The organism is Nocardioides conyzicola, assembly GCF_039543825.1.
Taxonomy (GTDB): Bacteria; Actinomycetota; Actinomycetes; order Propionibacteriales; family Nocardioidaceae; genus Nocardioides; species Nocardioides conyzicola.
In genome coordinates, this window is sequence record NZ_BAABKM010000002.1 from 2,611,473 (window position 1) to 2,636,674 (window position 25,202).

The following is a 25,202-nucleotide window of genomic DNA, read 5'->3' on the forward strand; positions in this document are numbered from 1 at the left end:
TCAGACGAATGCGTTGATGCCGGTCTCGGCCCGGCCGATGAGCAGCTTCTGGATCTGGCTGGTGCCCTCGTAGAGCGTCATCACGCGAGCGTCGCGGAGGTACTTCTCGGCCGGGTACTCGTCGACGAACCCGGAGCCGCCATGCACCTGGATCGCGTTGTTGGCGGCGCGTACGGCGGCCTCGGACGCGAACAGCTTGGCCTTCGACGCGGCGGTGCCGAACGGCTCGCCGCGGTCGATCAGGTCGGCGCAGCGCCACACGAGGAGCCGGGCGGCGTCGGCGTCGACCGACATGTCGGAGATCAGCTCCTGCACCAGCTGGAAGCCGGCCAGCGGTCGGCCGAACTGCTGGCGGGTCGTCGCGTACTCCACCGAGGTCTCCAGGCAGCCCTGCACGATCCCGACGCAGCCGGCGCCGACCGCGACCCGGCCCTTGTCGAGCGTCGTCATCGCGATCTTGAAGCCCTTGCCCTCCTCGCCGAGCAGCGCGGACGCGGGCACGCGCACGTCGGACAGGAACAGCTCGGCGGTGGCCTGACCACGCAGCCCGAGCTTGCCCTTGATCTCGCGCGCCTCGAAGCCGGGGGTGTCCGTGGGCACCAGGAACGCCGAGACGCCGCGCGGCCCGTCGTCGCTGGTGCGCGCGAAGATCAGCGCGACGTCGGCCCAGGTGCCGTTGGTGATGAAGAGCTTCTGCCCGTTGAGGACGTAGTCGCCGCCGTCCTTGCGGGCCCGCGACGTCAGGTTGCCGGCGTCCGAGCCGGTGTCGGGCTCGGTCAGCCCGAAGCACCCGAGCGCGGTGCCGCTGGAGATCCGCGGCAGCCACTCCTGCTTCTGCTCCTCGGTGCCGAAGCCCAGCACGGACTTGCCGAAGAGGCCGCTGGACACCGACACGATGCCGCGCAGCGCGGAGTCGGCTCGGCCGAGCTCCTCCATGCCGAGCACGTAGGTCAGGTAGTCACCGCCGAGGCCGCCGTACTCCTCCGGGATGGTCAACCCGAAGAACCCGATCTCGGCCATCTTGGGGATGATGTCGAGGTCGACGGACTCGTCGCGGTCCCACTGCGTGCGGTGCGGGATCGCCTCGCGGTCGAGGAAGTCGCGCGCGAGGTCGCGGAAGGCCTGCTGCTCCTCGTTGAGTGCCAGGTCCATGTCAGTCTCCCGAGGTCGGTGCGGGCAGGTCGACGAGGACGGCGAGCGCGGCGCGGTGCGCCTCCGCCGAGCCGAGCAGCAGCGCATCGGCCTTGGCCCTCTTGAGGTGCAGGTGGGCGGGGTGCTCCCAGGTCATGCCCAGCCCGCCGTGCAGCTGGATCGCCTCCTCGGCCGCGTGCACCGCGACCTCGCTGCAGAAGGCGGCGGCGACCGCGACGGCGATCGGTGCGTCGGCGTCGTCGGTCGCCAGCGTCGCCGCGGCGTACCGGGCGGCCGCGTCGGCCTGCTCGACCTCGGCGTACAGATCGGCGAGCCGGTGCTTGAGCGCCTGGAAGCCCCCGACGACCCGGCCGAACTGACGGCGCTCCTTGAGGTAGCCGATCGTCGTCTCCAGGGCCCACCGGGCCACCCCGACCTGCTCGGCGGCGAGCAGCCCGGCGCCGGTCAGGAGCGCCCGGTCGATCGCCGCGGTGGCGTCGGCCGAGACGAGGGTCCGCTCGGCCCCCTCGAGATCGACGTCGGCGAGCGGGCGCGTCATGTCGAGCGACGAGACCGGACGGAACGTCGCGCCGCGGACGGCGTACAGCGCGTCACCCTCGGGCAGCAGCAGCACGTCCGCGGGCAGGCCGACGGGCGCACCGACGAGCAGCGCCGCGGTCTGCTCGCCGGACGCGAGGGCCGGCAGGATCTCGGTGTCGCCGAGCGCGAGCAGGACCGTGGTGGCGACCACCGAGGACGTCAGGTACGGCGAGGGCGCGGCCGCCCGGCCGAGCTCCTCGAGCACGGCCGCCGCCTCGACGGCCGACGCCCCGGCGCCGCCGAGGGACTCCGGCACCAGCAGGCCCGGCAGGCCGAGCTCGACGAACGCCGACCACAGCGGCGCGGTGACCTCGTCGGCGCCGTCGTAGATCGCGTTCAGCCGGTCGGTGGGGGCGTGCTTGTCGAGCACCTTGCGCACCGAGGCGCGCAGGTCGGTCTCGACGTCGTCGGGCAGCAGGCTGACGTCGGCGGGGGAGGTCATCGTCATCGAGGCAGGTCCTTCCAGGGGATGTCCTTGTCGACCCGGTGCTCGGTCGGGAGCCCGAGGACGCGCTCGGCGACCACGTTGCGCAGCACCTCCGACGTCCCGCCCTCGATCGAGTTGCCCTTGGCGCGCAGGTAGCGGTAGCCCGCGTCCTTGCCGAAGAAGTCGACCCGGGTGGGCCGCTTCATCTCCCAGCTGTCGTAGCGGAGGCCGTCGTCGCCGAGCAGGTCGACCTCGAGGGCCGAGAGCTGCTGGTTGATCCGGGCGAAGGACAGCTTCATCGCGGAGCCCTCGGGGCCGGGTACGCCGGCGGCCATCTTCTGCCGGAGCCGGGTGGCGGTGATGCGGGCGACCTCGGTGTCGATCCAGCCGCGCAGCAGGCGCTCGTGGGTCTCCGGTGTGCGCAGCTCGGGCCGCTCGCGCCACGTCTTGGCGACGTTCATGACCATGCCGAACTCGCGCGGGAAGGCGCCGCCGCCGATCGCGACCCGTTCGTTGGAGAGCGTCGCGTTGGCGACCTTCCAGCCCTCGCCGACCTCGCCGAGGCGGTCGGAGTCGGGGATCCGGGCGTCGGTCAGGAAGACCTCGTTGAACTCGGCCTCGCCGGTGATCTGGCGCAGCGGCCGGACCTCGACGCCCGGGTCGTGCATGTCGAGGACGAAGTACGAGAGCCCGGCGTGCTTGGGCTGGTCGGGGTCGGTGCGCACGATCAGGATCGCCCGGTCGGCGATGTGGGCCGAGGAGGTCCACACCTTCTGGCCGTTGACGATCCAGGTGTCGCCGTCGAGCACGGCCCGGCTCGACAGGCCGGCGAGGTCGGAGCCGGCGCCGGGCTCCGAGAAGAGCTGGCACCACACCTCCTCGCCGCACCACAGCGGCCGCAGGTAGCGCCGCTTCTGGTCCTCGGTCCCGAAGGCGAGGATCGTCGGCGCCGCCATGCCGAGGCCGATGCCGATCTTGCGCGGGTCGTTGTCGGGAGCGCCGGCCTGGTAGAGGGCCCTCTCCACGACCGGCTGCATCCCGCGCGGCAGCCCCAGGCCGCCGAGGCCCTCGGGGAAGTGCACCCACGCGAGGCCCGCGTCGAAGCGGGCGTGCAGGAAGTCGAGCCGGTCGGTGGTCTCGGGCGGGTGCTCCTCGAGCAGCTGCCCGACGCGCTCCTTCAGCTGTGCCTCATCCATGCGTGCTCGGCTCCGTCGTGTGGCGGGCGATCTCGGTCTTCGCCAGGGAGTTCTTGTGCACCTCGTCCGGCCCGTCGGCGAAGCGCAGGGTGCGGATCCCGGCGTACGCCGAGGCGAGCGGGAAGTCCTGCGAGAGCCCGCCGGCGCCGTGCGTCTGGATCGCCTTGTCGAGGATCCACTGCACGGTCTGCGGGGTGGCGATCTTGATCGCCTGGATCTCGGAGTGCGCGCCGCGGTTGCCGACGGTGTCCATCAGCCACGCGGTCTTGAGCACCAGCAGGCGCAGCTGCTCGATGCGCACCCGGGACTCGGCGATCCACTCGCGGACCACGCCCTGGTTGGCGAGGGGCCGCCCGAAGGCGACGCGTGACGCCGCGCGCTGGCACATCATCTCGATCGCGGCCTCGGCGACGCCGATGGAGCGCATGCAGTGGTGGATGCGGCCGGGACCCAGGCGGGCCTGGGCGATCGCGAACCCGGCACCCTCCTCGCCGATCAGGTTGGTGACCGGCACCCGCACGTCGGTGAAGCGGAGCTCGGCGTGACCGCCGTGCTCGTGGTCGTCGTACCCGAAGACCTCCATGCCGCGGATGACCTCGAGGCCAGGGGTGTCGCGCGGCACCAGGATCTGGCTCTGCTGGCGGTGCCGGGACGCCGACGGGTCGGTCTTGCCCATCACGATCATGATCTCGGCGTGCGGGTTCATCGCGCCGGTGATCCACCACTTGCGGCCGTTGAGGACGTACTCGTCGCCGTCCCGCTCGATCCGGGTCTCGATGTTGGTGGCGTCGGACGACGCGACGTCCGGCTCGGTCATCGCGAACGACGACCGGATCTCCGCCGCCAGCAGGGGCCGGAGCCACCGCTCCTTCTGCTCAGGGGTGCCGAAGAGCGACAGCACCTCCATGTTGCCGGTGTCCGGCGCCGCGCAGTTCAGCACGGCGGGCGCGAGGTGGCCCGCGCGGCCGGTGATCTCGGCGAGCGGGGCGTACTGCAGGTTGCTCAGGCCCGGGCTGTCGGCGTGCTCCTTGGGCAGGAAGAGGTTCCAGAGCCCGAGCTCGCGGGCCTCGGCCTGGAGCTCCTTGAGCACGGGTACCTCCGACCAGGCCCAGCGGTCGTCGGACGCGGCGAGCTGCTCGTGGAAGAGCGGCTCGGACGGCACGATCCGGTCGGCCATGAAGGCCGACAGCTTCTCCTGCAGCTCGGTGGTCTTGTCGTCGTGGGCGAAGTCCATGTCAGTCCTCTGGTCAGTCGGTGCCGAGGGCGTCGAGCCCCGCGGCGATCAATGGGTCGAAGCCGGCGCCGATCTGGTCGAACCCCTCGCCGACGGTCTGGCCCTGCAGGTAGCGGAAGTTGATGCCCTCGAGGATCACCGCGAGCTTGAAGTAGGCGAGGCCGAGATGGAATCCCATATCGCCGAGGTCGCGGCCGCTCGCCGCGGCGTACCTCTCCAGCTGCGCGGTGGTGTCGGGGTAGCCGGGCGCGGTGCTCACGTCGGAGACCAGGCCGCTGCCCGGCATCGAGGCGAGCCGGTCGTAGACGAGCAGCAGCGCGATGTCGGTGCGGGTGTCGCCGAGTGTCGCCATCTCCCAGTCGACGACGGCCTTGATCCGGTCGTCGTCGCCGGTGAGCAGGTTGTCGAGGCGGTAGTCGCCGTGGACGATCCCGACCACCGACGGGTCGTCGGCGGGCACGCGGTCGGTGAGCCGGCGGTGCAGCTCCTCGGCGTCCGGGTGCTCACGGGTCTTCGAGCCCTCGAGCTGCTTGCCCCAGCGCCGCACCTGGCGCTCGAGGAAGCCGGCCGGGCGCCCGAACTCGCCGAGCCCGACCTCCGCCGGGTCCACCGCGTGCAGCGCGGCCAGCACGTCGACCATCCGACCCGCGATGGCGGCGGTGCGCTCGGGGCCGAGCGGCTCGAGCTGGGTGGCGTTGCGGTAGGCCGTGCCGAGGATCCGCTCCATCACGTAGAACGGCGCCCCGAGCACGTCGGGGTCGGAGCAGTGGGCGTACGTCGTGGGCACCGGCACGTCGGTCGCGACCAGGGCGCTCATCGCGGTGTACTCACGCCCCATGTCGTGGGCGGTGGCCTGCACGTGGCCGAGCGGCGGACGCCGGACGATCCACCACGAGGTGCCGTCGGTGACCTCGTAGGTGAGGTTGGACCGGCCGCCGGCGATGACCTGGCCGCTCAGCTCGCCGGCGATCTCGCCGGGCCGCTGCGCGTCGTACCAGCGCCGGAACGCCTCCAGGTCCAGGCCGGGGATGTCGGACGTCTGCATCACAGTGCTCCTGCCTCGTCGACCTTCTGCTGCAACCGCCGCATGCCGCCGAGCCAGCGGTCGGTGTCGGCGGCCCGGGCGGCGTAGTAGCCCGCGACCTCGGGGTGAGGGAGGACCAGGAAGCGGCCCTCCGCGATGGCGGTGACGGCCGCGTCGGCGACGGCCTCCGGCGGGAGCGCGGTGTCGCGAGACAGCAGTGCCTGCAAGGGTCCTGCGTCCTCGAGCATCTTGGTCTGCACGCCTTGCGGGCAGATCGCGTGGACGTCGACCCCGCGCGCGCCGTACGTCACGGAGAGCCACTCCGCGAAGCCGACGGCGGCGTGCTTGGTCACGGAGTACGGCGCGCTGCCGATCATCGTGAGCAGGCCCGCGGCGGAGGCGGTGACGACGAAGCGACCGCCCCGGCCGTCGTCGAGCCACCGCGGCACCAGCTCGCGGGCGGCGCGCACGTGGGCCATCACGTTGACGTCCATCACCCGCTCCCAGACGTCGTCCGGGGTCTGCAGGCTGTCCGGGCCGCCGGCGCCGTCGATGCCGGCATTGGCGAAGAAGACGTCGACCCGGCCGAGGGCCGCCGAGGCCTCGTCGATGACGGCGCGCACCCCGTCGGCGGAGGACACGTCGCCCGGCACCGCCGTACCGCCGATCTCCGCGGCGACCGCCTGGGCGTTGTCGGCGTCGAGGTCGTTGACGACGACGCGTGCGCCCTCGGCGGCCATCCGGGTCGCCAGAGCGCGGCCGATGCCGCGGCCCGCGCCGGTGACGACGACGCCCTTGTCCTGCAGGTGCTCGCTCATCAGACGCCGCCGGCCAGGGTGACGCCGCCGTCGAGCACGATCGTCTGCCCGGTGAGCCAGGCGGCGTCGTCCGAGAGCAGGAAGGCGACCGAGCCCGCGACGTCCTCGGGGACCCCGAGCCGCTTGAGCGGGTAGGCCTGGGAGACCTCCTCCTCGCGGCCCTCGAAGAGCAGGCTGGCGAACTGGGTCTTCACCACCGCCGGCGCGACCGCGTTGACCCGGATGGCCGGGCCGAGCTCGACGGCGAGCGACTCAGTGAGGCTGATCATCATCGCCTTGGAGGCGCCGTACATCGAGATGCCGGGAGCGGGCTTGACGCCGGAGACCGAGGAGATGTTGACGATGGCGCCGCCGTGCTCGCCCATCCAGGCGCGATGGACCTCCTGGGCCCAGGCGAGCGCGCCGAGGGCGTTGACCTCGACGATCTTGCGGGCCGCACCGAGGTCGATCTCGATCAGCGGCCCGGCGACCGGGTTGATCCCGGCGTTGTTGACGAGGAAGTCGAGGCTGCCGAAGGCCTCGATGGTGCGGCGTACGGCGTCGGCGCGGTGCTCCGGGTCGTCGGCCTTGCCCGCGACGGCGATCGCGTGGTCGGGGCCGCCGAGCGCGGCGACCGCCTCGTCCAGCGCCTCGGGCTTGCGGGCCGTGACGCACACGCGCGCGCCCTCGTCGACCAGGCGCTGGGCGATGCCCAGCCCGATGCCACGGCTGGCTCCGGTCACGATCGCGACCTTGCCGTCGAGTCCCTGCACGCGTCCTCCTCAGTTGCCGATGAACTAAGCGCTTGCTTACCATGCCTGTCGTGAGCGAGTCCAGCCCGTCTCCTGATGCCCGGACCCGGCTGGCGCGCGCCGCGGTGGAGGCGTTCGCGACCCGGGGCTTCCACGGGACCACGACGCGCGACATCTCGACGGCGGCCGGGATGAGCCCCGCCGCGCTCTACGTGCACCACCGCTCCAAGGAGGAGCTGCTCTTCGAGCTCTCCCGGGTCGGCCACCTGCGGGTGCTCGAGATGGTGCGGGAGTCGGTGGCCGGCTCCGACGACCCGGTGGAGCAGCTCGGCATCCTGGTCGAGGACTTCGTCCGTGACCACGCGGTCGTCCACACCGGCGCGCGGGTGATCAACTACGAGCTCGCCGCGCTCAGCGAGGAGCACCTCGCCGAGATCGTGGCCATCCGGCACGAGATCGACCTGGTCGTCCGGGACGTCATCGACCGCGGCGTCGCGGCCGGCGTCTTCCACACCCCCGACGCGCACATGACCGCGCTCGCGGTGCTCTCGCTCGGGATCGACGTCGCCCGGTGGTTCCGCGACGAGGGCCGCTGGACGCCGGACCAGGTGGCGGTGCACTACAGGCTGCTCGCGCTGCGAATGGCAGGATCGGTCGCATGACGTACGAAGCCGCCGAGAACCGTTACGACCCGTCGACCGGGATGTCCTACCGCCACACCGGGCGCAGCGGACTCCAGCTGCCGGTGATCTCGCTGGGGCTGTGGCAGAACTTCGGCACCGACCGGCCCGAGGAGACCCAGCGCGCGATCCTGCGCCGGGCCTTCGACCGCGGCGTGACCCACTTCGACCTGGCCAACAACTACGGCCCGCCGTACGGCCGCGCGGAGGAGAACTTCGGGCGCTACCTCAAGGACGACTTCGCGCCCTACCGCGACGAGCTGGTGATCTCCAGCAAGGCCGGCTACGACATGTGGCCGGGTCCCTACGGCCAGGGCGGCGGCTCGCGGAAGTACGTGCTCGCCTCGCTCGACCAATCACTGGGCCGGATGGGCCTGGAGTACGTCGACATCTTCTACAGCCACCGCTTCGACCCGGACACGCCCGTCGAGGAGACGATGATGGCCCTGGACCACGCCGTGCGGCAGGGCAAGGCGCTGTACGCCGGGATCTCGTCCTACTCCGCGGCGAAGACCAACGAGGCGGCGTCGATCGCCCGCGACCTCGGCACGCCGCTGCTGATCCACCAGCCGTCGTACTCGATGCTCAACCGCTGGATCGAGGAGGACCTCCTCGACGAGCTCGAGCAGCAGGGGATGGGCTGCATCGTCTTCTCGCCGCTGGCGCAGGGGCTGCTGACCGACCGCTACCTCGACGGGGTGCCGGCCGACTCCCGCGCCGCGCGCGAGGGCTCCAGCCTCGGCGACGACCACCTCGCGGAGTCCAAGCTGCGACACGTGCGCCGGCTCAACGAGATCGCCCAGGGGCGCGGTCAGAAGCTGGCGCAGCTCGCCCTGCAGTGGGCGGTCCGCGACCCGCGGGTGACCTCCGCGGTCATCGGGGCGTCGAGCGTCGAGCAGCTCGACGCCAACCTCGACGCGCTCGCGTTCCCGGACCTGACGGACGAGGAGCTGCGCGCGATCGACGAGGACGCCGTCGAGGCCGGGATCAACCTGTGGGCGAGGTCGACCGAGGACTGACGGTCCGGACCCGGTCCCGGCTGCTCTCCCAGAGCTGGCAGCCGACCAGCACGATGACCGCGAGCAGCGCGCCCGCGAGCACGTCGACCACGTAGTGCTCGGCGTAGTAGACCAGCGTCGTGCACATCAGCAGCGGGTAGAGCACGAGCAGCCAGCGCCACGGGGTGCGCAGCCGCTGGATGCCGTAGATCGCGATCAGGAACGTGATGCCGGCGTGCAGCGAGGGCATCGCCGCGACCGGGTTGCCGACCCCTTGGAGCACGACGTCCATCCGGCCCAGCCCGATGTCGTGCCAGCCGCGGCCGGTGATCCGGGTGACGTCGGCGTGCAGCCAGCCCTCCTCGGAGGCCATCCACGGCGGCGCCATCGGGTAGGCGATGTAGACGACCAGGGCGCCGAAGTTGATGATCACGTAGCGCCGCATCCACTTGATCCACTCGGCGCGGTTGCGCACCCAGAGCACCGCGGCGATCGTCAGGCCGGTGACGAAGTGGGTCGCGTAGACGGTCGTGAAGAGCACGTCGTACCAGCGCGGCTCGCTCGACCGCAGGCACGGGTCGCCGCACAGCGCGTGCTGCAGGCGCTCGGTCGGGGTCTCGCCGAAGCCGATCCACTCGTCGAAGTGGATCGGCATGTAGACGTGCACCGGCAGGCCGAGCTCGTCGGTCAGCCCGCGGGTGAAGAAGTAGATGACCAGGCCGGCGACCGGGATCCACCAGTCCTTGAGGAAGTTCAGGTGGTAGCGCGGGTTGGCCTCGATGTTCCACGCGACCGTGCCGAGCCACAGCCAGAGGAAGACGCCGATGGTGTCGTTGGGGATGCCCAGCGTCTCCGACCACAGCAGCAGCAGGGCGGCGTACCCGAGCATCGCGAGCACGCGGACCTTGCGCCGGGTGCGCGGGTAGGGGAGCGGCCGGGCGGTGGTGGTGAGCTCGTGCTCGTCCTCCTCAGCTCCCCGGGTCATGCAGGGATTCTAGGGAGCGGCCGATCGGACCACGGACCCGCCACTCCCCGAGCGCTTCCGTCGCTAGTCGGCGCGGCTCCCCTCGACGACGCCCGGGAACGCCGCCTTCAGGCCGCGCAGCCCCTTGAGCGAGCGGTCGAAGCCGAACACGTGCCGCAGCTGCGCAACGACGGTCTGCCGGATCGCGGGCCAGGCCTTCGTCGGCGGGAGCGCCGGCGGCTCGCAGCCGTCGGTGGCCAGCTGCTTGAGGCTGTCGGAGACGGGGACGTGCAGCATCTCGGCCACCTCGAGCAGTCCGCCCTCGGCGGACCCCACCTCGCACAGGTCGCTGAACGCGTGGTGACCACCGCCGACGAGGACCAGCCGCTTCGGTGACCTGAGGTTGTCGTACGCCGCGACGATCTTGTCGCTCGAGATGATCCCGTCGGACGTGCCGGCCATGAACAGACCGGGCTGGCGGGGCTGCTTGCCCTCGCGGGTCGCCGGGGCCAGTCCCACGAACGTGGTGACCCGGCGGTCCGCGGCCGCGAACTCCTGCACGGCACCTCCGCCCGCCGAGTGGCCGACCGCGCCGACCAGCAAGGTGTCGACGTGCCCCGCGAACCGGCCCTTCCGCACCCGGTCCTGGGCCCTCATCAGGGTGATCGTCTGCTGGAGGTCCTCGACGTCCGTGGTGGTGCCGGCCGGGCCGCCGAGGACCTTCGTCAGGTCGCGGCTGTGGTGGTCGGGCGCCGCGACGACGAAGCCCCACGAGGCGAGGTACGCCGTCAGGAACGACGACTGGTCGCGGTAGCCGGCGAACCCGTGGCTGAAGACGACCAGCGGGAAGCGGCCGGGCGCGACCGGAGCCCGCCGTACGCCGCCGCTCGGGTAGGTCACCGCCGCGCCCTTCGGCAGGGCGCTCTGGAAGAAGTCGGGCAGCCAGTCGATGAGGTTGTACTTCGCGATCCGCTTGCCCTTGGCGTCCGACTTCTTGGTCGGGTACCAGACCTCCACCGGTGCCTGGTTGGTCGGCAGGTTCAGGGTGACCTCGCCGACGGCGTACGGCCCGCGCTTGGCGAAGCTGGTCGGACCGAGGTCCGTCACCTTTGGGACGGTGTCCCCCTTGACCACCTTGACCGGCTTGACCGGCTTGGGGGTCGCGGCCGTCGCGGGCTGGGACAGGGCGGGGAGGAGAGCGGCGGCGAGGGTCAGACCCAGGAGGGGCAGGGCGAGACGGGCCGTGCGGCGTCGTGTGTCGTCGGTCACGCCCGCACCGTACCGGCGATCCCGATCGGCGCGTCGACATTCGTAGAAACAAACCGGGTGGCCCCGGCCAGCACCGATGGCGGACAATCCTGCGACGTGGGACACGTGGATGTGGCAGGGGTGCGCTACGAGCTGCCGGACGGCAGGGTGCTGCTCGACGACGTGTCCTTCCGGGTCGGCGAGGGGGCCAAGGTCGCTCTCGTGGGCGCGAACGGCGCCGGGAAGACGACCCTCCTGCGGATCATCACCGGCGACCTGGCGCCGCACGGCGGTGCGATCACCCGCTCGGGAGGCCTCGGGGTGATGCGGCAGGCCGTCGGCGCCGCTCTCGGCGACGACCCCACGGTCGGCGACCTCCTGCTCAGCGTCTCACCGCCGCGGGTCCGCGCGGCCGCCGCTGAGGTCGACCGCTACGAGCTGGCGCTGATGGAGACCGACGACGAGCAGACCCAGATGGCCTACGCCCACGCGCTCTCCGAGTTCGCGGACGCCGGCGGCTACGACATCGAGGTCACCTGGGACGTCTGCACGATGGCCGCGCTCGCGCTGCCCTACGACCGCGCTCGCTACCGGACCCTCAGCACGCTCTCCGGCGGTGAGCAGAAGCGCCTGGTGCTCGAGCTGCTGCTCCGCGGGCCCGACGAGGTGCTGCTGCTCGACGAGCCCGACAACTACCTCGACGTCCCCGGCAAGATCTGGCTCGAGGGCCGGATCCGCGAGTCGGACAAGACGATCCTGATGATCAGCCACGACCGCGAGCTGCTCGACAACACCGCGACCCGGGTGGTCACGGTCGAGCTCGGCGCGGCGGGCAACACGGTGTGGACCCACCCCGGCGGCTTCTCGTCGTACCACGAGGCGCGGCGCGACCGGTTCCTCCGCTTCGAGGAGCTCCGCAAGCGCTGGGACGAGGAGCACGCCAAGCTCAAGCAGCTGGTGCTGCACTACAAGATCAAGTCGGAGTACAACGACGGCATGGCGTCGCAGTACCGCGCCGCCCAGACCCGGCTGCGCAAGTTCGAGGAGGCCGGCCCGCCCACCGAGCAGCCGCGCGAGCAGCAGGTGACGATGCGCCTCACGGGCGGGCGCACCGGCAAGCGCGCCGTCGTCTGCGAGAACCTCGAGCTCACCGGCCTGATGAAGCCGTTCGACCTCGAGGTCTGGTACGGCGAGCGCGTGGCCGTCCTCGGGTCCAACGGCTCGGGCAAGTCGCACTTCCTCCGGCTGCTGGCGGCCGGCGGCAGCGACCCGGACGTCGAGCACCGCCCCGTCGGGGACGTCGCGATCAAGCCCGTGCCGCACACAGGCAAGGCCAAGCTAGGCGCGCGGGTCCGGCCGGGCTGGTTCGTGCAGACCCACGAGCACCCCGAGCTGATCGGTCGCACGCTGCTGGAGGTCCTGCACCGCGGGGACGGCTCGCCGCACGGCCGCTCCGGCATGGGCCGCGAGCAGGCGGCCCGCGTCCTCGACCGCTACGAGCTGGCGCACGCCGGCGAGCAGCGCTTCGAGTCGCTGAGCGGCGGTCAGCAGGCCCGCTTCCAGATCCTGCTGCTCGAGCTGTCCGGCGCCACCCTGCTGCTGCTCGACGAGCCGACCGACAACCTCGACGTGCAGTCCGCCGAGGCGCTGGAGGAGGGGCTCGCCGCCTTCGACGGCACCGTGCTCGCGGTCACCCACGACCGGTGGTTCGCCCGTGGCTTCGACCGGTTCCTGGTCTACGGCGCGGACGGCGAGGTCTACGAGTCCGACGGTCCGGTCTGGGACGAGGGCCGGGTCCAGCGGTCCCGATGACCGCGCTGGAGATCGACCCGCTCGACCCCTTCGACCCCGTCGCGTACGACGCGTTCTACGACGTCTATCTCGCGGCAGAGCGCGCTGCCGGTGACGTCGGGGCGCCCTGGATGCGCGAGGAGGTGCGCGTCGACCTCCAGGAGCCCGTGACCCGGCGGTGGATCGGTGCCTTCGTCGGCCGGGTCGGTGGCCGCGCCGTCGCGGTCGGACAGCTCTCGACGCCGCTTCTCGACAACCTGGGCAGCGCCTCCGTCGCCGTCCACGTCGCGCCGGACTCCCGACGGCGGGGCCACGGCTCGGCCCTCCTCGCACGTCTCGAGGCCGAGGCCGCGGTCCGGGGCCGGCACCTGCTCAACGCCGAGGCAGCGTGGGCCTACGACTCGGGTCCGAGCGGTGCCGGCGAGCCCGGTCCCGAGTTCGCGCGGGCGCACGGCTTCGCCCTCGGCCTCGGTGACGTGAAGCGGCGTCTCGAGCTGCCTGTCGCCGCCGGGCTGCTCGACCAGGTGGCGGCCGAGGTGGCGCCGCACCACGCGGCGTACGAGCTGAGGTCCTGGGTGGGACCGGTGCCGGACGAGCTGGTGACGGGGTGGGCGACGCTGGACGCGTCCCTGGTGACCGAGGCTCCGACGGGCGAGCTTCTACGCGAGCCCGAGGCCGTCGACCCGGCCGTGGTCCGGGAGGGCGAGGCGATGCTCGCCCGGCAGGGACGCACGAAGTTCAACTCCGTGGCGCTCGACGCCGACGGCGAGGTGGTCGCGTACTCCGACCTCGTCACCACCGTGCACGAGCCCGGACGCGCCTACCAGTGGGGCACGCTGGTCCGCAGTGATGCTCGCGGCCACCGGCTGGGGCTGGCGGTCAAGGTCGCCAACCTGCGGCAGCTCCAGGAGCGGCGTCCAGACATCCGCGAGCTGATCACCTACAACGCCGAGGTCAACGCCCACATGATCGGTGTGAACGAGCGGCTCGGGTTCATCCCGGTGGCCCGGCTCGGGGAGTTCCAGAAGCGGACGTGAAGGTGGGCTCCACCGGCTGACGGGAGACGGGCCCTCAGCCGGTGGAGCCCCGAAGCCCCTCCCCGGGTCTCGGGTCCAGGGAGGGGAGGTTCGGGTGGATCAGGACTTCGACGTGTCGGCGTCCGAGTCGAGCGTGAGCGTCGTGGTCTTCGAGTCGCCGTCGTGCAGGTAGGTGACGGTGACCTTGTCGCCCGGGCGGTAGGAGCGGATCGTCGCGACGAGCGAGTCGGCGTCGACGATCAGCTGGTCGTCGACCTTGGTGATCACGTCGCCCTTGGCCAGGCCGGCGTTGGCGGCGGTGGAGCCGTTGCTGACTTCCTGCACCTGAGCGCCCTGGGTGACCTCGGCCCCGTCCTTGCTGGCCACCGGGGAGACCGAGATGCCCAGGCGGGCGTGGGTCGGGGTCTCGCCCTTGCTCATCTGGTCCACGATCGGCATGACCTCGTCCATCGGGATCGCGAAGCCGAGGCCGATCGAGCCGGCCTCGCTCTCCGACGAGCTGGCCGTGCGGATCGACGAGTTGATGCCGACCACGTTGCCGTCCAGGTCGACGAGCGCGCCGCCGCTGTTGCCGGGGTTGATGGCGGCGTCGGTCTGGATCGCCGGGTACGTCGTGCTGTTGCCGTCGGAGTCGGAGCCGACGTCCACCGGGCGGTTGAGCGCACTCACGATGCCGCTCGTCACGGTGGACTCGAGCCCGAACGGCGAACCGATCGCCACCACGCTCTCGCCGACCTTGAGGTCGCCGGACTTGCCGATGGTCGCCGGGGTCAGGCCCGAGACGCCCTCGGCCTTGACCACGGCCGTGTCGGTCAGCGGGTCGGTGCCGACGATGGTCGCCTTGGCGGTGGAGCCGTCGTTGAACGCGACGCTCATCGTGCCGCCGTCGCCGGCGATGGCCGCGACGTGGTTGTTGGTGAGGATCTCGCCGTCCGAGCTCAGGATGATGCCGGACCCGGAGCCCGAGCCCTGCGAGCCGGAGACGTTGATCTTGACGACCGACGGCAGCACCTTCGCCGCGACCTGCTCCACCGAGCCCTCGGCCGCGGGGGAGTCGGGGGTGTCGACGACCTGCGAGGTCTGCCGGTCGCCGGGGCCGCCGGCGTTGTCGGAGCCGTTGTCGTCGTAGGCGTTCCAGGCGGCCGCGCCGCCGACACCGGCGGCGCCGCCGACGACGAGCGCGGTCGCGACGACCGCGGCGGCCAGGCCGGTACGCCGAGGGCGCTTCTGGACCGGGAGGGTCTCGGTCACGGGAGCGGCCGCGCCGTACGGCTGCGACGGGGGAGCGGCCGGGGGCGGACCCTGCGGTGCGGGGTACGAGAAGTACGGGTTCTGCGGGTTCTGCGGGCCCAGCGGTGTCGTCGGCTCCTGGCCCTGGTCGTCACTCATGCCCCCACTGTGTGGGTACAGCCTGTGATCAACCTGAGACGGCGCTGGACGGGCCAGAAGAATCGATCTCGGTCACCAGGGTCATCTTCTTGAGCAGCGCCGCCAGCGTCGCGCGTTCCTCGGGGTCGAGGGCGTGCACGACCTCGTCCTCGGCCCTGCCGCGCAGGCTCATCGCCCGCCGCCAGATCGCCGCCCCGGACCTGGTGATCTCGATGCTCACCCGGCGCCGGTCGTCGGCATCGGCGCTGCGCTGGACCCAGCCCGCCTTCTCCAGTGCGTCGAGGCGCCCGGTCATGCCGGCGTTGCTGATCCCGAGGTCCGCCGCCAGGGCCGAGGGGCTGGCCAGGCCGGGCGTGTCGCGGATCATCAGGTGGTGCAGGGTGTCGTACTCGAAGTCCTGGAGCCCGACCTCGACGAGCGCCTGCTGCGTGGTCTGCTTGAAGTAGTGCCGCAGCCGGCCGATCCGCACCACGATCGCCTCGACGTCGTCCTCGAACGCGACGTCGATCCAGTGGTCCCGCCAGCGCGCGACGTGCCGGTCGGTCCAGTCCTCGTGGTCGGTCACGTCGGAAATGCTACTCGGTTCGGTGGCGAATAGTTCGCTAGCGAAGTATTATCCCGGGCGTGAACGACCGCCTCTCCGCCTTCCGCTACCGGGACTTCCGGTACCTCGTCGCAGGCACGGCGTCCAGCTCGCTCGGCAACTCGGTCACCCCGATCGCGCTCGCCTTCGCCGTGCTGGACCTCGGCGGCTCGGCCACGGACCTCGGACTGGTCGTCGGCGCGTTCGCGCTGGCCGACGTGATCACGGTGCTCTTCGGCGGCGTGCTCGGCGACCGCCTGCCGCGCAAGCTGATGATGGAGGGCTCCGCCGCGGGCAGCGCGCTGACCCAGGCCTTCCTCGCGACGTCGCTGATCGTCGGCTTCGGCACCATCCCGATGCTCGGCATCGTCGGCGCGCTCAACGGCTGCCTGTCCGCGCTCAGCCAGCCGTCGTCGCGGGCGATGACCCGCGAGACGGTCCCGCCCGAGCACCTGCCCTCCGCGGTCGCGGGCCGATCGCTCCTCCAGACGGGTGCCGCGACCGTCGGGTACGCCGTCGGCGGCGTCCTGGTCGCTCTCGCCGGGTCGGGCTGGGCGATCGGGGTGGACGCACTGACCTTCGCCGTCGCGGCGTACTGCTACTCCCGCCTGCGGGTCCCGCACACGCGCCCGGAAGGGCCGCGGGCGTCGATGCTCGCCGACCTCGGCGACGGCGCGCGCGAGGTGCTCTCGCACCCGTGGCTGTGGTTGCTCATCGGGCAGGCGATGCTCTACCACCTCTTCTACGGCGGCGCGCAGACCGTGCTCGGCCCGATCGTGGTCGGCGACGAGCTCGGCCGCTCCGCCTGGGGTCTCGCGATGGCCGTCCTGATGTCCGGCTTCGTGGTCGGCGGCCTGGTCTGCCTGCGCTGGCGCCCGCGTCGCAGCCTGCTGATCGGGACGATGCTGCTCAGCCTGACCGCGCTCTTCCCGATCGCGATGGCGGTGTCCGACCAGCTCTGGATCGTCCTGCTCGGCGCGTTCCTGCACGGGTTCGGGCTCCAGGTCTTCGACGTCTTCTGGGACCTGTCCATCCAGCAGAACGTCGCCCCCGACAAGCTCGCGCGGGTCTACTCCTTCGACGCCGTCGGCTCGTTCGTCGCCCGCCCGCTCGGTCTGGCGCTCACCGGCCCGATCGCCGTGCTGGTCGGCTACCAGGAGTGGCTGCTCGTCGTCGGCTGCGTCATGGGCGTCTCGGCGCTGCTGGCGCTGACCTCCTCCGACGTACGCCGGCTCACCCGCGACGCGCCCACGGAGGCGGCCGGCGAGCCCGTCTCCGCCTGAGCGTCCGAAACTCAGGTTTCACGCAAGGTTGCCGCCCGGAGCCGCATTCGGATAGCGGCCCGGGGTCGTGGCTGCCATCGTGGTCCCCACGACCTAGCTGGGGGGTTAACGTCGTGGGGGGAACTGCTGCACGTCTGCGCGCTGTCAGCGCGCTGAGGGTGCCTGTCGTCATCGCTGTCGTCGCGTCCGCGGCGCTCGTGTCCACCGTCGCGCCGTTCGGCGGCCGCGCCGACGCGACGCCGACCTGCGCGACGGGCGTCGCCGCGTCCAACCCGTTTGGCATCGCCTCCGGGTGGACCGAGTTCATCGAGGGCAGTGGGCACCGCGGCTCGGAGTCCGAGGGCGCCATCGCGTGGGGCGGCAACCTCGACGCGAACGGGATGACCGTCGGCACCCGGCTCACGTCGGGCTCGTCGGACCCCACGCTCGTCGTGGCGGGCACGCACGGCGGCTTCAACCTCCAGAAGGGCAGCGCCTACCTCAGCCCCGCGAGCGGGGTGAACTTCAACGGGGGCGGCCACTACCTGGCGAGCAACCCCGTCGACTTCGCGACGGCCTTCGCCGGGCTGCGGGCGTTGTCGACCTCGTGGGGCGCGGCGGCCGCGACCGGCACCGTCAGTGCCGGGACCACCGGCGGCAACGCCGCCCTGGTGCTCACCGGCACGAGCGCGTCGCTCAACGTCTTCACCCTCTCGGCCGGCGACGCGGCCGCTCTCGCGAGCGGCAAGCACCTCGGCCTCAACGTGCCGAGCGGCGCCACCACGATCATCAACGTCCCGGGCGCGACGCCGACGATCGCCGGCCAGGCCTGGCTGGGCAGCGGGTCGAGCTGGAGCCAGGCGGCCGACGGCACCATCAAGGGCGCGTACGCCGGCCTGGTCTGGAACTTCCCCGACGCCACCGCGGTCACGGTCAGCTACGGCGCGGCCTTCCCGGGCACGATCCTGGCCCCGAACGCGGCCGTCACCATCGCCTCGGCCGGTCACACGATCGGCCAGGTCCTCGCGAAGTCCTTCTCGTCCAACTACGAGACGCACCTCAACAACTTCCCGAGCGAGGCGTGCGTGCCGTCGCCGCCGTCGGCACCCGGGACCTCCGACGTCACGGTGACGAAGTCGGCGTCGACCGCCAGCCCGCACGGCGGCGACACGGTCGTCTACACGCTCACCGCCACGAACGTCGGCAACGCCACCGCGACCGGCGTGAGCATCCGCGACCAGCTGCCCGGCGGGGTCACCTTCGTCTCCGCGAGCCCGCCGTGCACCCGGTCCGCCGGTGTCGTCACCTGCAACGTCGGCTCGCTCAACGCAGGAGCCTCGACCTCGGTGACCGTGACCGTGACGGCCAACCCGATCGCCGGCGCCGGTCCCGTCTCGCACCCGCAGGCCACCCACTGGCTCACGCCGTACAAGGCCGAGGCCCAGGTGGACCTGGAGCCCGGTCAGCAGAAGAGCGTCACCCTCGCCTGCACCGGGAGCGACATCCTCAGCGACGGCCAGTTCCGGGTCGACCACGTCGACCAGGGCACCGGCGCGATCACCGACGTCCGCGTCCTGAGCGCCCAGTCCACCGCGCTCGGCACCTGGAAGGGCGTCATCCGCAACGACGCCACCGGCCGCGCGCAGGCCAAGGCGTTCATCGTCTGCCTGCCCGCGAGGACCGAGTCCGCCGACCGGCAGACGGGGTACGCCGACAGCCACCAGCACGCCCTGTCCGCCGACGCGGCCCTGGTGACCACCACCCGGTCGTACGGCGTGGGCCGCTCGACCGCCAGCCTCACCTGCCCGACCGGGACGGTGGCCGTCGCGCCCGGGTTCGACCTGTCCTCGGCCGGTGCCACGCTGGTCGGCTCGGAGACGGGCGCGGCGCACCCGCGGGTCTGGACCTTCACGCTCGACGTCACCGCGCCGGTGACCGCCACGTTCACCGCGCGGTGCCTGCGCACCACGACGAGCGCGGTCTACGGCCACACGCACGAGCTGCTCCTCACCCACGTCGTGCAGACCGTCAGCGTCCCCGGCAACACTGCGAGCGAGGGCAACGAGTACCAGGTGATCTGCCCCGACGACGGCAAGGGCGTCGTGGCGACCTTCGAGCTGCCGTCCGGGGTCACGCCGTTCGGCAACGACCCGCGGCTCAAGGCCCGCGCGTTCCGGCTCTACAACCAGTCCGGCACCGCGAAGACCGCGACGCTCGACCTGGTCTGCCTCAAGGACCGCACCAGCACCGAGCAGATGGGCACCGACGACCCGGTGCCCGTCGTGAACACCGCGACCGTCACGTCGACCTCCGCGGACGCCAACGACTTCAACAACTCGGCGAGCGCCACCGTCACGGTGCAGCCCGGCGCCGCGACGGCCTCGATCGTCGGCGTGGTCCGGGTCGCGAGGTCCGGCGCCGCGATGACGGTGCTGTCGTCGATGCCGGGCACGGGCGTCGTGAAGCTCCGCGTCGCCGGCAAGGTGGTCGCCCGGGGCACCGTGAAGCTGCGGGCCGGGTCCTCGGCGACCGCCAAGGTCAAGCTGTCGAAGCAGGCCAGGCGCGGGCTCGCCCGCCTCGACCGGGTCCGGGTCGTGCTCGACCCGACACGCGGCAGGACCGTGGTGAAGGCCGTCCGGCTCGGCTGATCAGACCGGCAGACCGCGGGCACGCAGGTCGGCGCGCAGTGCGGTCGCGTCGGTGAAGACGATCCCGTCCATGCCGAGGGCGACCGCGGCGTCGACGTTGAGCTGCTTGTCGTCGACGAAGACCAGGCGCTCCAGCGGGAGGCCGCTCCGCTCGGCGGCGATCTCGTAGGCACGCGGATCGGGCTTGGCCGCCTTGACCTCGCCGGAGACCACGACGTCGTCGAGCATCCGCAGCACCTCGAAGCGCGGCGCCGCGTACGGGTAGTAGAGCTCGTCGGACCAGTTGGTCAGGCCGATGAGGGGTACGCCGTGGTCGTGCAGCTCGCGCACGATCTGCGTGGTGCCCGGCACCTCGCCGAGCGATGCCGGGAAGTGCTCGAGGTAGGCGTCCGCGTGGGCGGCCCAGTGCGGGTGCGTACGGCGTACCTCGGCGACCCCGTCGGCCCAGGGGCGACCACTGTCCTGCTCGTGGTTCCACGCCATGAAGTCGAAGTCCTCGGCCTCCAGGAAGCGCTGCGCCTCAACGGCACCGACCCCCGCCGCGATGGCGAGGGCCGGTTGCCAGTCGATGAGGACGTTGCCGAGGTCGAGGACCACGCCCGCGGGGGTCGTGCTCAGGCCCACCGCTCCGAGGCGGGCACGAAGTCGAGACCGCGGTCGCCGGTGTAGATCTGCTTCGGGCGCGCGATCTTCTGCTCCTTGTCCTGGACCAGCTCGGACCACTGGGCCAGCCAGCCCGGCGTACGACCGATCGCGAACAGGACGGTGAACATCTCCGGCGGGAACTGGAACGCCTCGTAGATCAGGCCCGAGTAGAAGTCCACGTTGGGGTAGAGCTTGCGCTTGATGAAGTACTCGTCCTCGAGCGCGATCTTCTCGAGCTCCTTGGCGATCTCGAGCAGCGGGTTGACCCCGGTGACCTCGAAGACGTCGTCGCAGGCCTTCTTGATGATGGTGGCGCGCGGGTCGAAGTTCTTGTAGACCCGGTGTCCGAAGCCCATCAGCTTCTCGTTGCCGTTCTTCACGCCCTCGATGAAGGCGGGGATGTTCTCCTTGGTGCCGATGCGCCGCAGCATCCGCAGCACCGCCTCGTTGGCGCCACCGTGCAGCGGCCCGTAGAGGGCGCCGACGCCGGCCGCGACCGCGGAGTACGGGTCGACCTGCGAGGAGCCGACCGAGCGGACCGCGTTGGTCGAGCAGTTCTGCTCGTGGTCGGCGTGCAGGATGAAGAGCACGTCGAGCGCCTTGACCAGGCGCGGGTCGGCCTCGAACTTCGACTCGCTCATCTTGAAGAGCATCGAGAGGAAGTTGGCCGTGTAGCTCAGGTCGTTGTCCGGGTAGACGTACGGCTTGCCCTGCGCGTGCCGGAAGGCCCAGGCGCCGAGCGTCGGCATCTTGGCGATCATCCGGACGATCTGGATGTGCCGGTTCTCGGCGTCGCTGATGTTGCGCGCGTCGGGATAGAACGTCGAGAGGGCTCCCACCGACGCCATCAGCATCCCCATGGGGTGCGCGTCGTAGCGGAAGCCCTGCATGAACGACTTCACGTTCTCGTGCACGAACGTGTGGTAGGTGATCTCGTGCACCCACTCCTCGTACTGCGCCTGCGTGGGCAGCTCGCCGTGGATGAGGAGGTAGGCGACCTCGAGGAAGTTGGACTTCTCCGCCAGCTGCTCGATCGGGTAGCCCCGGTACTCCAGGATCCCCTTCTCCCCGTCGATGTAGGTGACGGAGCTGCGGCAGGACGCGGTGTTGACGAAGCCCGGGTCGTAGACCGCCAGGCCCGGAGTGTCGTCGGCGGCCTTGATCTTGCCCAGATCGGCGGCCTTGATGGTGCCGTCGGCGATCGGGACCTCGTACTCCTGTCCGGTGCGGTTGTCACGGACGGTGAGAGAATCAGTCACCCTCTCAACTTAGTCGGCACCTGGGAGGCGTGCGAACCCGGTGTCCGATCCTGGGACGGGTGCTCGGCTCCGGGACGGCGCGGCACCCACGATTCGACACGGTCAGCGAGGCGCCCGTACTCTTGTCAGTCGCGCCTCCTGCCGCGTCCGGACCCCCCACGGAGTCCGGATGCAGACCCGGACGAGATCGAACCGGGCAGAGTTCGTCAGAGGGCGCCGCACCACCACCACCCGTGCGGCACAGAGTCACACGGGACCTACGAACGAAGGAAGTTCCTCCGTGCGCACGTACGCCCCGAAGGCCGGCGACATCACGCGAGAGTGGCTCGTCATCGACGCCACCGACGTGGTCCTCGGCCGCCTCGCTGCTCAGACCGCCAATCTCCTGCGCGGTAAGCACAAGGCGATCTTCGCTCCCAACGCTGACACCGGTGACTTCGTCATCATCATCAACGCTGAGAAGGTCGCCCTCTCCGGTGACAAGAAGGTCACCAAGATGGCCTACCGCCACTCCGGCTACCCGGGTGGTCTGTCTGCCACTCCGATCGGTGAGGTCCTCGAGAAGGACGCCCGCAAGGCCATTGAGAAGGCCGTGTGGGGCATGCTGCCGAAGAACAAGCTCGGCCGCCAGGTCCTCAAGAAGCTGAAGGTCTACTCGGGTCCCAACCACCCGCACCAGGCCCAGCAGGCAACTCCGTTCGAGATCAAGCAGATCTCCCAGTAATCGCCCCCATCTCGACCAGAGTTCTGTCGAGAAAGTCTGAGTGAGGAACATTCATCGTGGCTGACACCACCGAGGTCGAAGAGACCTACGAGGCCGACGAGCAGGGCATCGCCTACAGCTCCGAGAGCGCCCCGAACGCTGACACCCCTGCCCGTCCGGCGACCATCGCTCCTGCTGCGGCCACCGGCCGTCGCAAGGAGGCCGTCGCCCGCGTCCGCATCGTCCCCGGCACCGGCCAGTGGACGGTCAACGGCCGGACGCTGGACTCCTACTTCCCCAACAAGCTGCACCAGCAGGTCGTGAACGAGCCGTTCGCGAACCTCCAGCTGGAGGGCCGCTTCGACGTCATCGCCCGCATCCACGGCGGCGGCATCACCGGTCAGGCCGGTGCCCTGCGCCTCGGCGTGGCCCGGTGCCTGAACTCGATCGACGAGGAGACCAACCGTCCCTCGCTCAAGAAGGCCGGGCTGCTCACGCGTGACGCCCGCGTCATCGAGCGCAAGAAGGCTGGTCTCAAGAAGGCCCGTAAGGCTCCGCAGTACAGCAAGCGCTGATCCTGGAACGCGTGCCGGGCACCTCGCGGCGTTGTCGCCGCTCGACGACCCGCTTCGCTCGGAGGTCGCCTTCGCGGCTCCGCCTTGCGAGGCACTCCGGCACGCGTCCCAGAAGGCTGCCATCATGACGAGAATTTTTGGTACGGACGGGGTCCGGGGCCTGGCCAACGGTCATCTGACCGCAGAGCTGGCCCTGGACCTCTCCGTCGCCGCCGCCCGTGTCCTGGCCGACCGGGGTGAGTTCAACGCCTCCCTGACGTCCGGGCGCAGGCCACTCGCCGTCGTCGGCCGGGACACGCGCATCTCCGGCCAGTTCCTCGAGCACGCGGTCGTCGCCGGGCTGGCCTCGGCCGGCGTCGACGTCCTGCGGCTGCGGGTGCTGCCGACCCCGGCGGTCGCGTACATGACCCAGGCCCTCGGTGCCGACCTCGGCGTCGTCATCAGCGCCTCGCACAACCCGATGCCCGACAACGGCATCAAGTTCCTCGCGCGCGGCGGGCTCAAGCTCGACGACGCCGTGGAGCGGGAGATCGAGAAGCACCTGGACGAGCCCTGGGAGCGCCCGGTCGGCGGCGACGTCGGCCGCGTCACGCCGTACGCCACGCCCGTCCAGGAGTACGTCGACCACCTCGTCAGCACCCTCGCCCGGCCGCTCGCCGGGATCAAGGTCGTGCTCGACTGCGCCCACGGCGCGGCGTACGAAGCGGGGCCGCTGGCCCTGCGGGCCGCCGGCGCCGAGGTGATCGCGATCAACGCCGAGCCCGACGGCCTCAACATCAACGACGGCTGCGGCTCCACGCACCTCGGGCCGCTGCAGGCGGCCGTGCTCGAGCACGGTGCCGACGCCGGGTTCGCCCTCGACGGCGACGCCGACCGGTGCCTGGCCGTGGACGCGTCCGGTGAGATCGTCGACGGCGACCAGATCATGGCGATCCTCGCGGTCGGCATGTCGGAGTCGGGCCACCTGCCCAAGAACACCGTGGTCGCGACCGTGATGAGCAACCTCGGCTTCGTGCAGGCGATGCGCGGCGCCGGGATCGGCGTCCGCCAGACCAAGGTCGGCGACCGCTACGTCCTCGAGGCGATGCGGGTCGGCGGCTACGGCCTGGGCGGCGAGCAGTCCGGGCACGTGATCATGAGCGAGTACGCCACGACCGGCGACGGCACGCTCACCGCGCTGCACGTGCTCGAGCGGATGGCCGTCAGCGGGCAGTCCCTGCGGGCGCTGGCGTCGGTGATGACGCGGCTGCCGCAGGTGCTGGTCAACGTCCCCGACGTCGACAAGGCCCGCACCGACGAGGACCCGATCGTCGCGGCCGCGGTCGCCGAGGAGGAGGCCGCGCTCGGGGACACCGGCCGGATCCTGCTCCGCCCGTCGGGCACCGAGGACCTGGTCCGCGTGATGGTCGAGGCCACCACCGCGGACGAGGCGCGCGCGGTGGCCGAGCGGCTCGCCGACGTCGTCAAGCGGCAGCTCGCCCTGTAGCAACGCCGGTCAGTAGGGTCGGCGTCGTGACGGCACCGGCGCTGGCGGTCGGCGACGGCTCGGCCGACCTGCTCCCGCGGTGGGCGGCGCTCCTCGTGCTGCTCGGCTACGCCGGGGTCCTCGCCGTCGTGGGGAGGACGACGACGCTGCGCCGCGACATCGGGTAGAACGCTGCCCATGGCCCGGGCCAGGATCGCCGTCGCGCTGGCCGTGGTCGCCGTCCTCGCAGTGCTGGCGACCGCGGCGCTGGCGGTGACGACGTACGTCGGCGGCGACGACCCGGATGCGCTCGCGGTCACGGATCCCGGCACCGGCGCCCGGTTCGAGGTGCCGGGCAAGGACTGGGCGGTCCGGGGAGCGCGGAGCCGGATCTACTACGAGGACGACGCCGGCAAGCCGGTCGCCGTCGTGACCGGTCCCGCCGTCTACCGCGACGGCTCCTGCGCGGAGCAGCCCGGCGACTCCAACCGGGGGTTCGCGGGCTTCACGCAGGACGCGTTCGACGCGTGGCGCGCCGGGCTGGGTGGCGGCCCGGGGGAGGAGCGCCGCGACCCGGTCGAGCTGGCGGACGGCCGTGAGGGGACCGTGCGGTGGGTGCGACTGCCCGGCGGCAGCGGGCCGTGCGCCGCGGCCGGCATCGAGCTGGCGATGCTGAGCTCCGGCGGGGTGCGGGTGGTCGTGGTCGCCGACGCGGGCGAGGCGGGGACGCTCGCGCACGGGGAGATCGTGCGGATCCTGCGCAGCCTGAGGCCGCCGGCATGACCACGATCCGG

Annotated in this window: 24 protein-coding genes; 11 read left to right on the plus strand and 13 right to left on the minus strand. The window is 71.5% G+C overall.

Annotated elements, in window-relative coordinates; genetic code table 11:
- From ABEA34_RS15825 to ABEA34_RS15855, 7 genes are read right to left on the minus strand one after another with little or no spacing between them, the layout of a single operon-like run.
- Positions 1 to 1,152, minus strand: coding sequence for an acyl-CoA dehydrogenase family protein (locus tag ABEA34_RS15825; protein WP_345522336.1), 1,152 nt, complete (start codon positions 1,150 to 1,152; stop codon positions 1 to 3).
- Position 1,153: 1 nt separating this feature from the next.
- Positions 1,154 to 2,179 carry an acyl-CoA dehydrogenase family protein gene (locus ABEA34_RS15830; RefSeq protein ID WP_345522337.1) on the minus strand — a complete coding sequence of 342 codons (1,026 nt, stop codon included), beginning with the start codon at positions 2,177 to 2,179 and terminating at the stop codon, positions 1,154 to 1,156.
- Positions 2,176 to 3,354 carry an acyl-CoA dehydrogenase family protein gene (locus ABEA34_RS15835; protein WP_345522338.1) on the minus strand — a complete coding sequence of 393 codons (1,179 nt, stop codon included), beginning with the start codon at positions 3,352 to 3,354 and terminating at the stop codon, positions 2,176 to 2,178. The genes ABEA34_RS15830 and ABEA34_RS15835 overlap by 4 nt, the downstream gene beginning before the upstream one ends.
- Positions 3,347 to 4,588: an acyl-CoA dehydrogenase family protein gene (locus ABEA34_RS15840; protein WP_345522340.1), complete on the minus strand. Its 1,242-nt coding sequence runs from the start codon at positions 4,586 to 4,588 to the stop codon at positions 3,347 to 3,349. The genes ABEA34_RS15835 and ABEA34_RS15840 overlap by 8 nt, the downstream gene beginning before the upstream one ends.
- A gap of 13 nt (positions 4,589 to 4,601) precedes the next feature.
- Positions 4,602 to 5,633, minus strand: a complete 1,032-nt coding sequence (locus tag ABEA34_RS15845) for a phosphotransferase family protein (RefSeq protein WP_345522342.1) — start codon at positions 5,631 to 5,633, stop codon at positions 4,602 to 4,604.
- Complete coding sequence (locus ABEA34_RS15850; RefSeq protein ID WP_345522343.1) at positions 5,633 to 6,430, minus strand: SDR family oxidoreductase; 798 nt, start codon at positions 6,428 to 6,430, stop codon at positions 5,633 to 5,635. Before ABEA34_RS15850 ends, ABEA34_RS15845 begins: the two co-directional genes overlap by 1 nt.
- Positions 6,430 to 7,182 carry an SDR family oxidoreductase gene (locus ABEA34_RS15855; protein WP_345522344.1) on the minus strand — a complete coding sequence of 251 codons (753 nt, stop codon included), beginning with the start codon at positions 7,180 to 7,182 and terminating at the stop codon, positions 6,430 to 6,432. Before ABEA34_RS15855 ends, ABEA34_RS15850 begins: the two co-directional genes overlap by 1 nt.
- Before the next feature lie 41 nt (positions 7,183 to 7,223).
- Here ABEA34_RS15855 and ABEA34_RS15860 point away from each other — a divergent pair, with 41 nt between their 5' ends.
- Positions 7,224 to 7,823: a TetR/AcrR family transcriptional regulator gene (locus ABEA34_RS15860; RefSeq protein ID WP_345522346.1), complete on the plus strand. Its 600-nt coding sequence runs from the start codon at positions 7,224 to 7,226 to the stop codon at positions 7,821 to 7,823.
- Positions 7,820 to 8,860 carry an L-glyceraldehyde 3-phosphate reductase gene (gene mgrA, locus ABEA34_RS15865; protein WP_345522347.1) on the plus strand — a complete coding sequence of 347 codons (1,041 nt, stop codon included), beginning with the start codon at positions 7,820 to 7,822 and terminating at the stop codon, positions 8,858 to 8,860. The genes ABEA34_RS15860 and mgrA overlap by 4 nt, the downstream gene beginning before the upstream one ends.
- On the opposite strand, the gene ABEA34_RS15870 is transcribed toward mgrA, so the two are convergent.
- Together ABEA34_RS15870 and ABEA34_RS15875 are read right to left on the minus strand one after the other, a co-directional pair.
- Complete coding sequence (locus ABEA34_RS15870) at positions 8,829 to 9,824, minus strand: phosphatase PAP2 family protein (protein ID WP_345522348.1); 996 nt, start codon at positions 9,822 to 9,824, stop codon at positions 8,829 to 8,831. The genes mgrA and ABEA34_RS15870 overlap by 32 nt on opposite strands.
- Positions 9,825 to 9,887: 63 nt before the next feature.
- The gene (locus ABEA34_RS15875) at positions 9,888 to 11,072 is read right to left on the minus strand and encodes an alpha/beta hydrolase family protein (RefSeq protein ID WP_345522349.1); all 1,185 of its coding nucleotides are present in this window, start codon (positions 11,070 to 11,072) and stop codon (positions 9,888 to 9,890) included.
- Between the two features lie 96 nt (positions 11,073 to 11,168).
- Here ABEA34_RS15875 and ABEA34_RS15880 point away from each other — a divergent pair, with 96 nt between their 5' ends.
- Both ABEA34_RS15880 and ABEA34_RS15885 read left to right on the plus strand, forming a co-directional pair.
- Positions 11,169 to 12,863 (plus strand): ABC-F family ATP-binding cassette domain-containing protein, encoded by a 1,695-nt coding sequence (locus ABEA34_RS15880; RefSeq protein WP_345522350.1) that lies wholly within the window; start codon positions 11,169 to 11,171, stop codon positions 12,861 to 12,863.
- Entirely contained in the window at positions 12,860 to 13,879 is a 1,020-nt protein-coding gene (locus ABEA34_RS15885) for a GNAT family N-acetyltransferase (protein ID WP_345522351.1), read from the plus strand. The genes ABEA34_RS15880 and ABEA34_RS15885 overlap by 4 nt, the downstream gene beginning before the upstream one ends.
- 99 nt (positions 13,880 to 13,978) lie before the next feature.
- Here ABEA34_RS15885 and ABEA34_RS15890 read toward each other — a convergent pair whose 3' ends face one another.
- Both ABEA34_RS15890 and ABEA34_RS15895 read right to left on the minus strand, forming a co-directional pair.
- Positions 13,979 to 15,268 (minus strand): S1C family serine protease, encoded by a 1,290-nt coding sequence (locus ABEA34_RS15890; RefSeq protein ID WP_345522352.1) that lies wholly within the window; start codon positions 15,266 to 15,268, stop codon positions 13,979 to 13,981.
- A 28-nt stretch (positions 15,269 to 15,296) separates the two neighbouring features.
- Positions 15,297 to 15,833 (minus strand): MarR family winged helix-turn-helix transcriptional regulator, encoded by a 537-nt coding sequence (locus ABEA34_RS15895; RefSeq protein WP_345522353.1) that lies wholly within the window; start codon positions 15,831 to 15,833, stop codon positions 15,297 to 15,299.
- Between the two features lie 59 nt (positions 15,834 to 15,892).
- On the opposite strand from ABEA34_RS15895, the gene ABEA34_RS15900 reads away from it, so the two are divergent.
- Positions 15,893 to 17,134 carry an MFS transporter gene (locus ABEA34_RS15900; protein WP_345522354.1) on the plus strand — a complete coding sequence of 414 codons (1,242 nt, stop codon included), beginning with the start codon at positions 15,893 to 15,895 and terminating at the stop codon, positions 17,132 to 17,134.
- Between the two features lie 158 nt (positions 17,135 to 17,292).
- A complete protein-coding gene (locus ABEA34_RS15905; RefSeq protein WP_345522355.1) occupies positions 17,293 to 19,761 on the plus strand; it encodes a choice-of-anchor A family protein in 2,469 nt (822 codons plus the stop codon).
- Here the strand turns inward: ABEA34_RS15905 and ABEA34_RS15910 are convergent, their stop codons facing one another.
- Positions 19,762 to 20,385, minus strand: coding sequence for an HAD family hydrolase (locus ABEA34_RS15910; RefSeq protein WP_345522356.1), 624 nt, complete (start codon positions 20,383 to 20,385; stop codon positions 19,762 to 19,764).
- Positions 20,376 to 21,665 carry a citrate synthase gene (locus ABEA34_RS15915; protein ID WP_345522357.1) on the minus strand — a complete coding sequence of 430 codons (1,290 nt, stop codon included), beginning with the start codon at positions 21,663 to 21,665 and terminating at the stop codon, positions 20,376 to 20,378. Before ABEA34_RS15915 ends, ABEA34_RS15910 begins: the two co-directional genes overlap by 10 nt.
- Before the next feature lie 280 nt (positions 21,666 to 21,945).
- Between ABEA34_RS15915 and rplM the strand changes: the two genes are divergently transcribed.
- From rplM to ABEA34_RS15940, 5 genes are all read left to right on the plus strand, one after another.
- Positions 21,946 to 22,389 carry a 50S ribosomal protein L13 gene (gene rplM, locus ABEA34_RS15920; RefSeq protein WP_345522358.1) on the plus strand — a complete coding sequence of 148 codons (444 nt, stop codon included), beginning with the start codon at positions 21,946 to 21,948 and terminating at the stop codon, positions 22,387 to 22,389.
- A gap of 56 nt (positions 22,390 to 22,445) precedes the next feature.
- Positions 22,446 to 22,943: a 30S ribosomal protein S9 gene (rpsI, locus tag ABEA34_RS15925; protein ID WP_345522359.1), complete on the plus strand. Its 498-nt coding sequence runs from the start codon at positions 22,446 to 22,448 to the stop codon at positions 22,941 to 22,943.
- Positions 22,944 to 23,067: 124 nt separating this feature from the next.
- Positions 23,068 to 24,429, plus strand: coding sequence for a phosphoglucosamine mutase (gene glmM / locus ABEA34_RS15930; protein WP_345522360.1), 1,362 nt, complete (start codon positions 23,068 to 23,070; stop codon positions 24,427 to 24,429).
- Positions 24,430 to 24,455: 26 nt separating this feature from the next.
- Positions 24,456 to 24,596 (plus strand): hypothetical protein, encoded by a 141-nt coding sequence (locus ABEA34_RS15935; protein WP_345522361.1) that lies wholly within the window; start codon positions 24,456 to 24,458, stop codon positions 24,594 to 24,596.
- A gap of 10 nt (positions 24,597 to 24,606) precedes the next feature.
- Positions 24,607 to 25,191, plus strand: a complete 585-nt coding sequence (locus ABEA34_RS15940) for a DUF8017 domain-containing protein (RefSeq protein ID WP_345522362.1) — start codon at positions 24,607 to 24,609, stop codon at positions 25,189 to 25,191.
- Positions 25,192 to 25,202 lie beyond the last annotated feature (11 nt).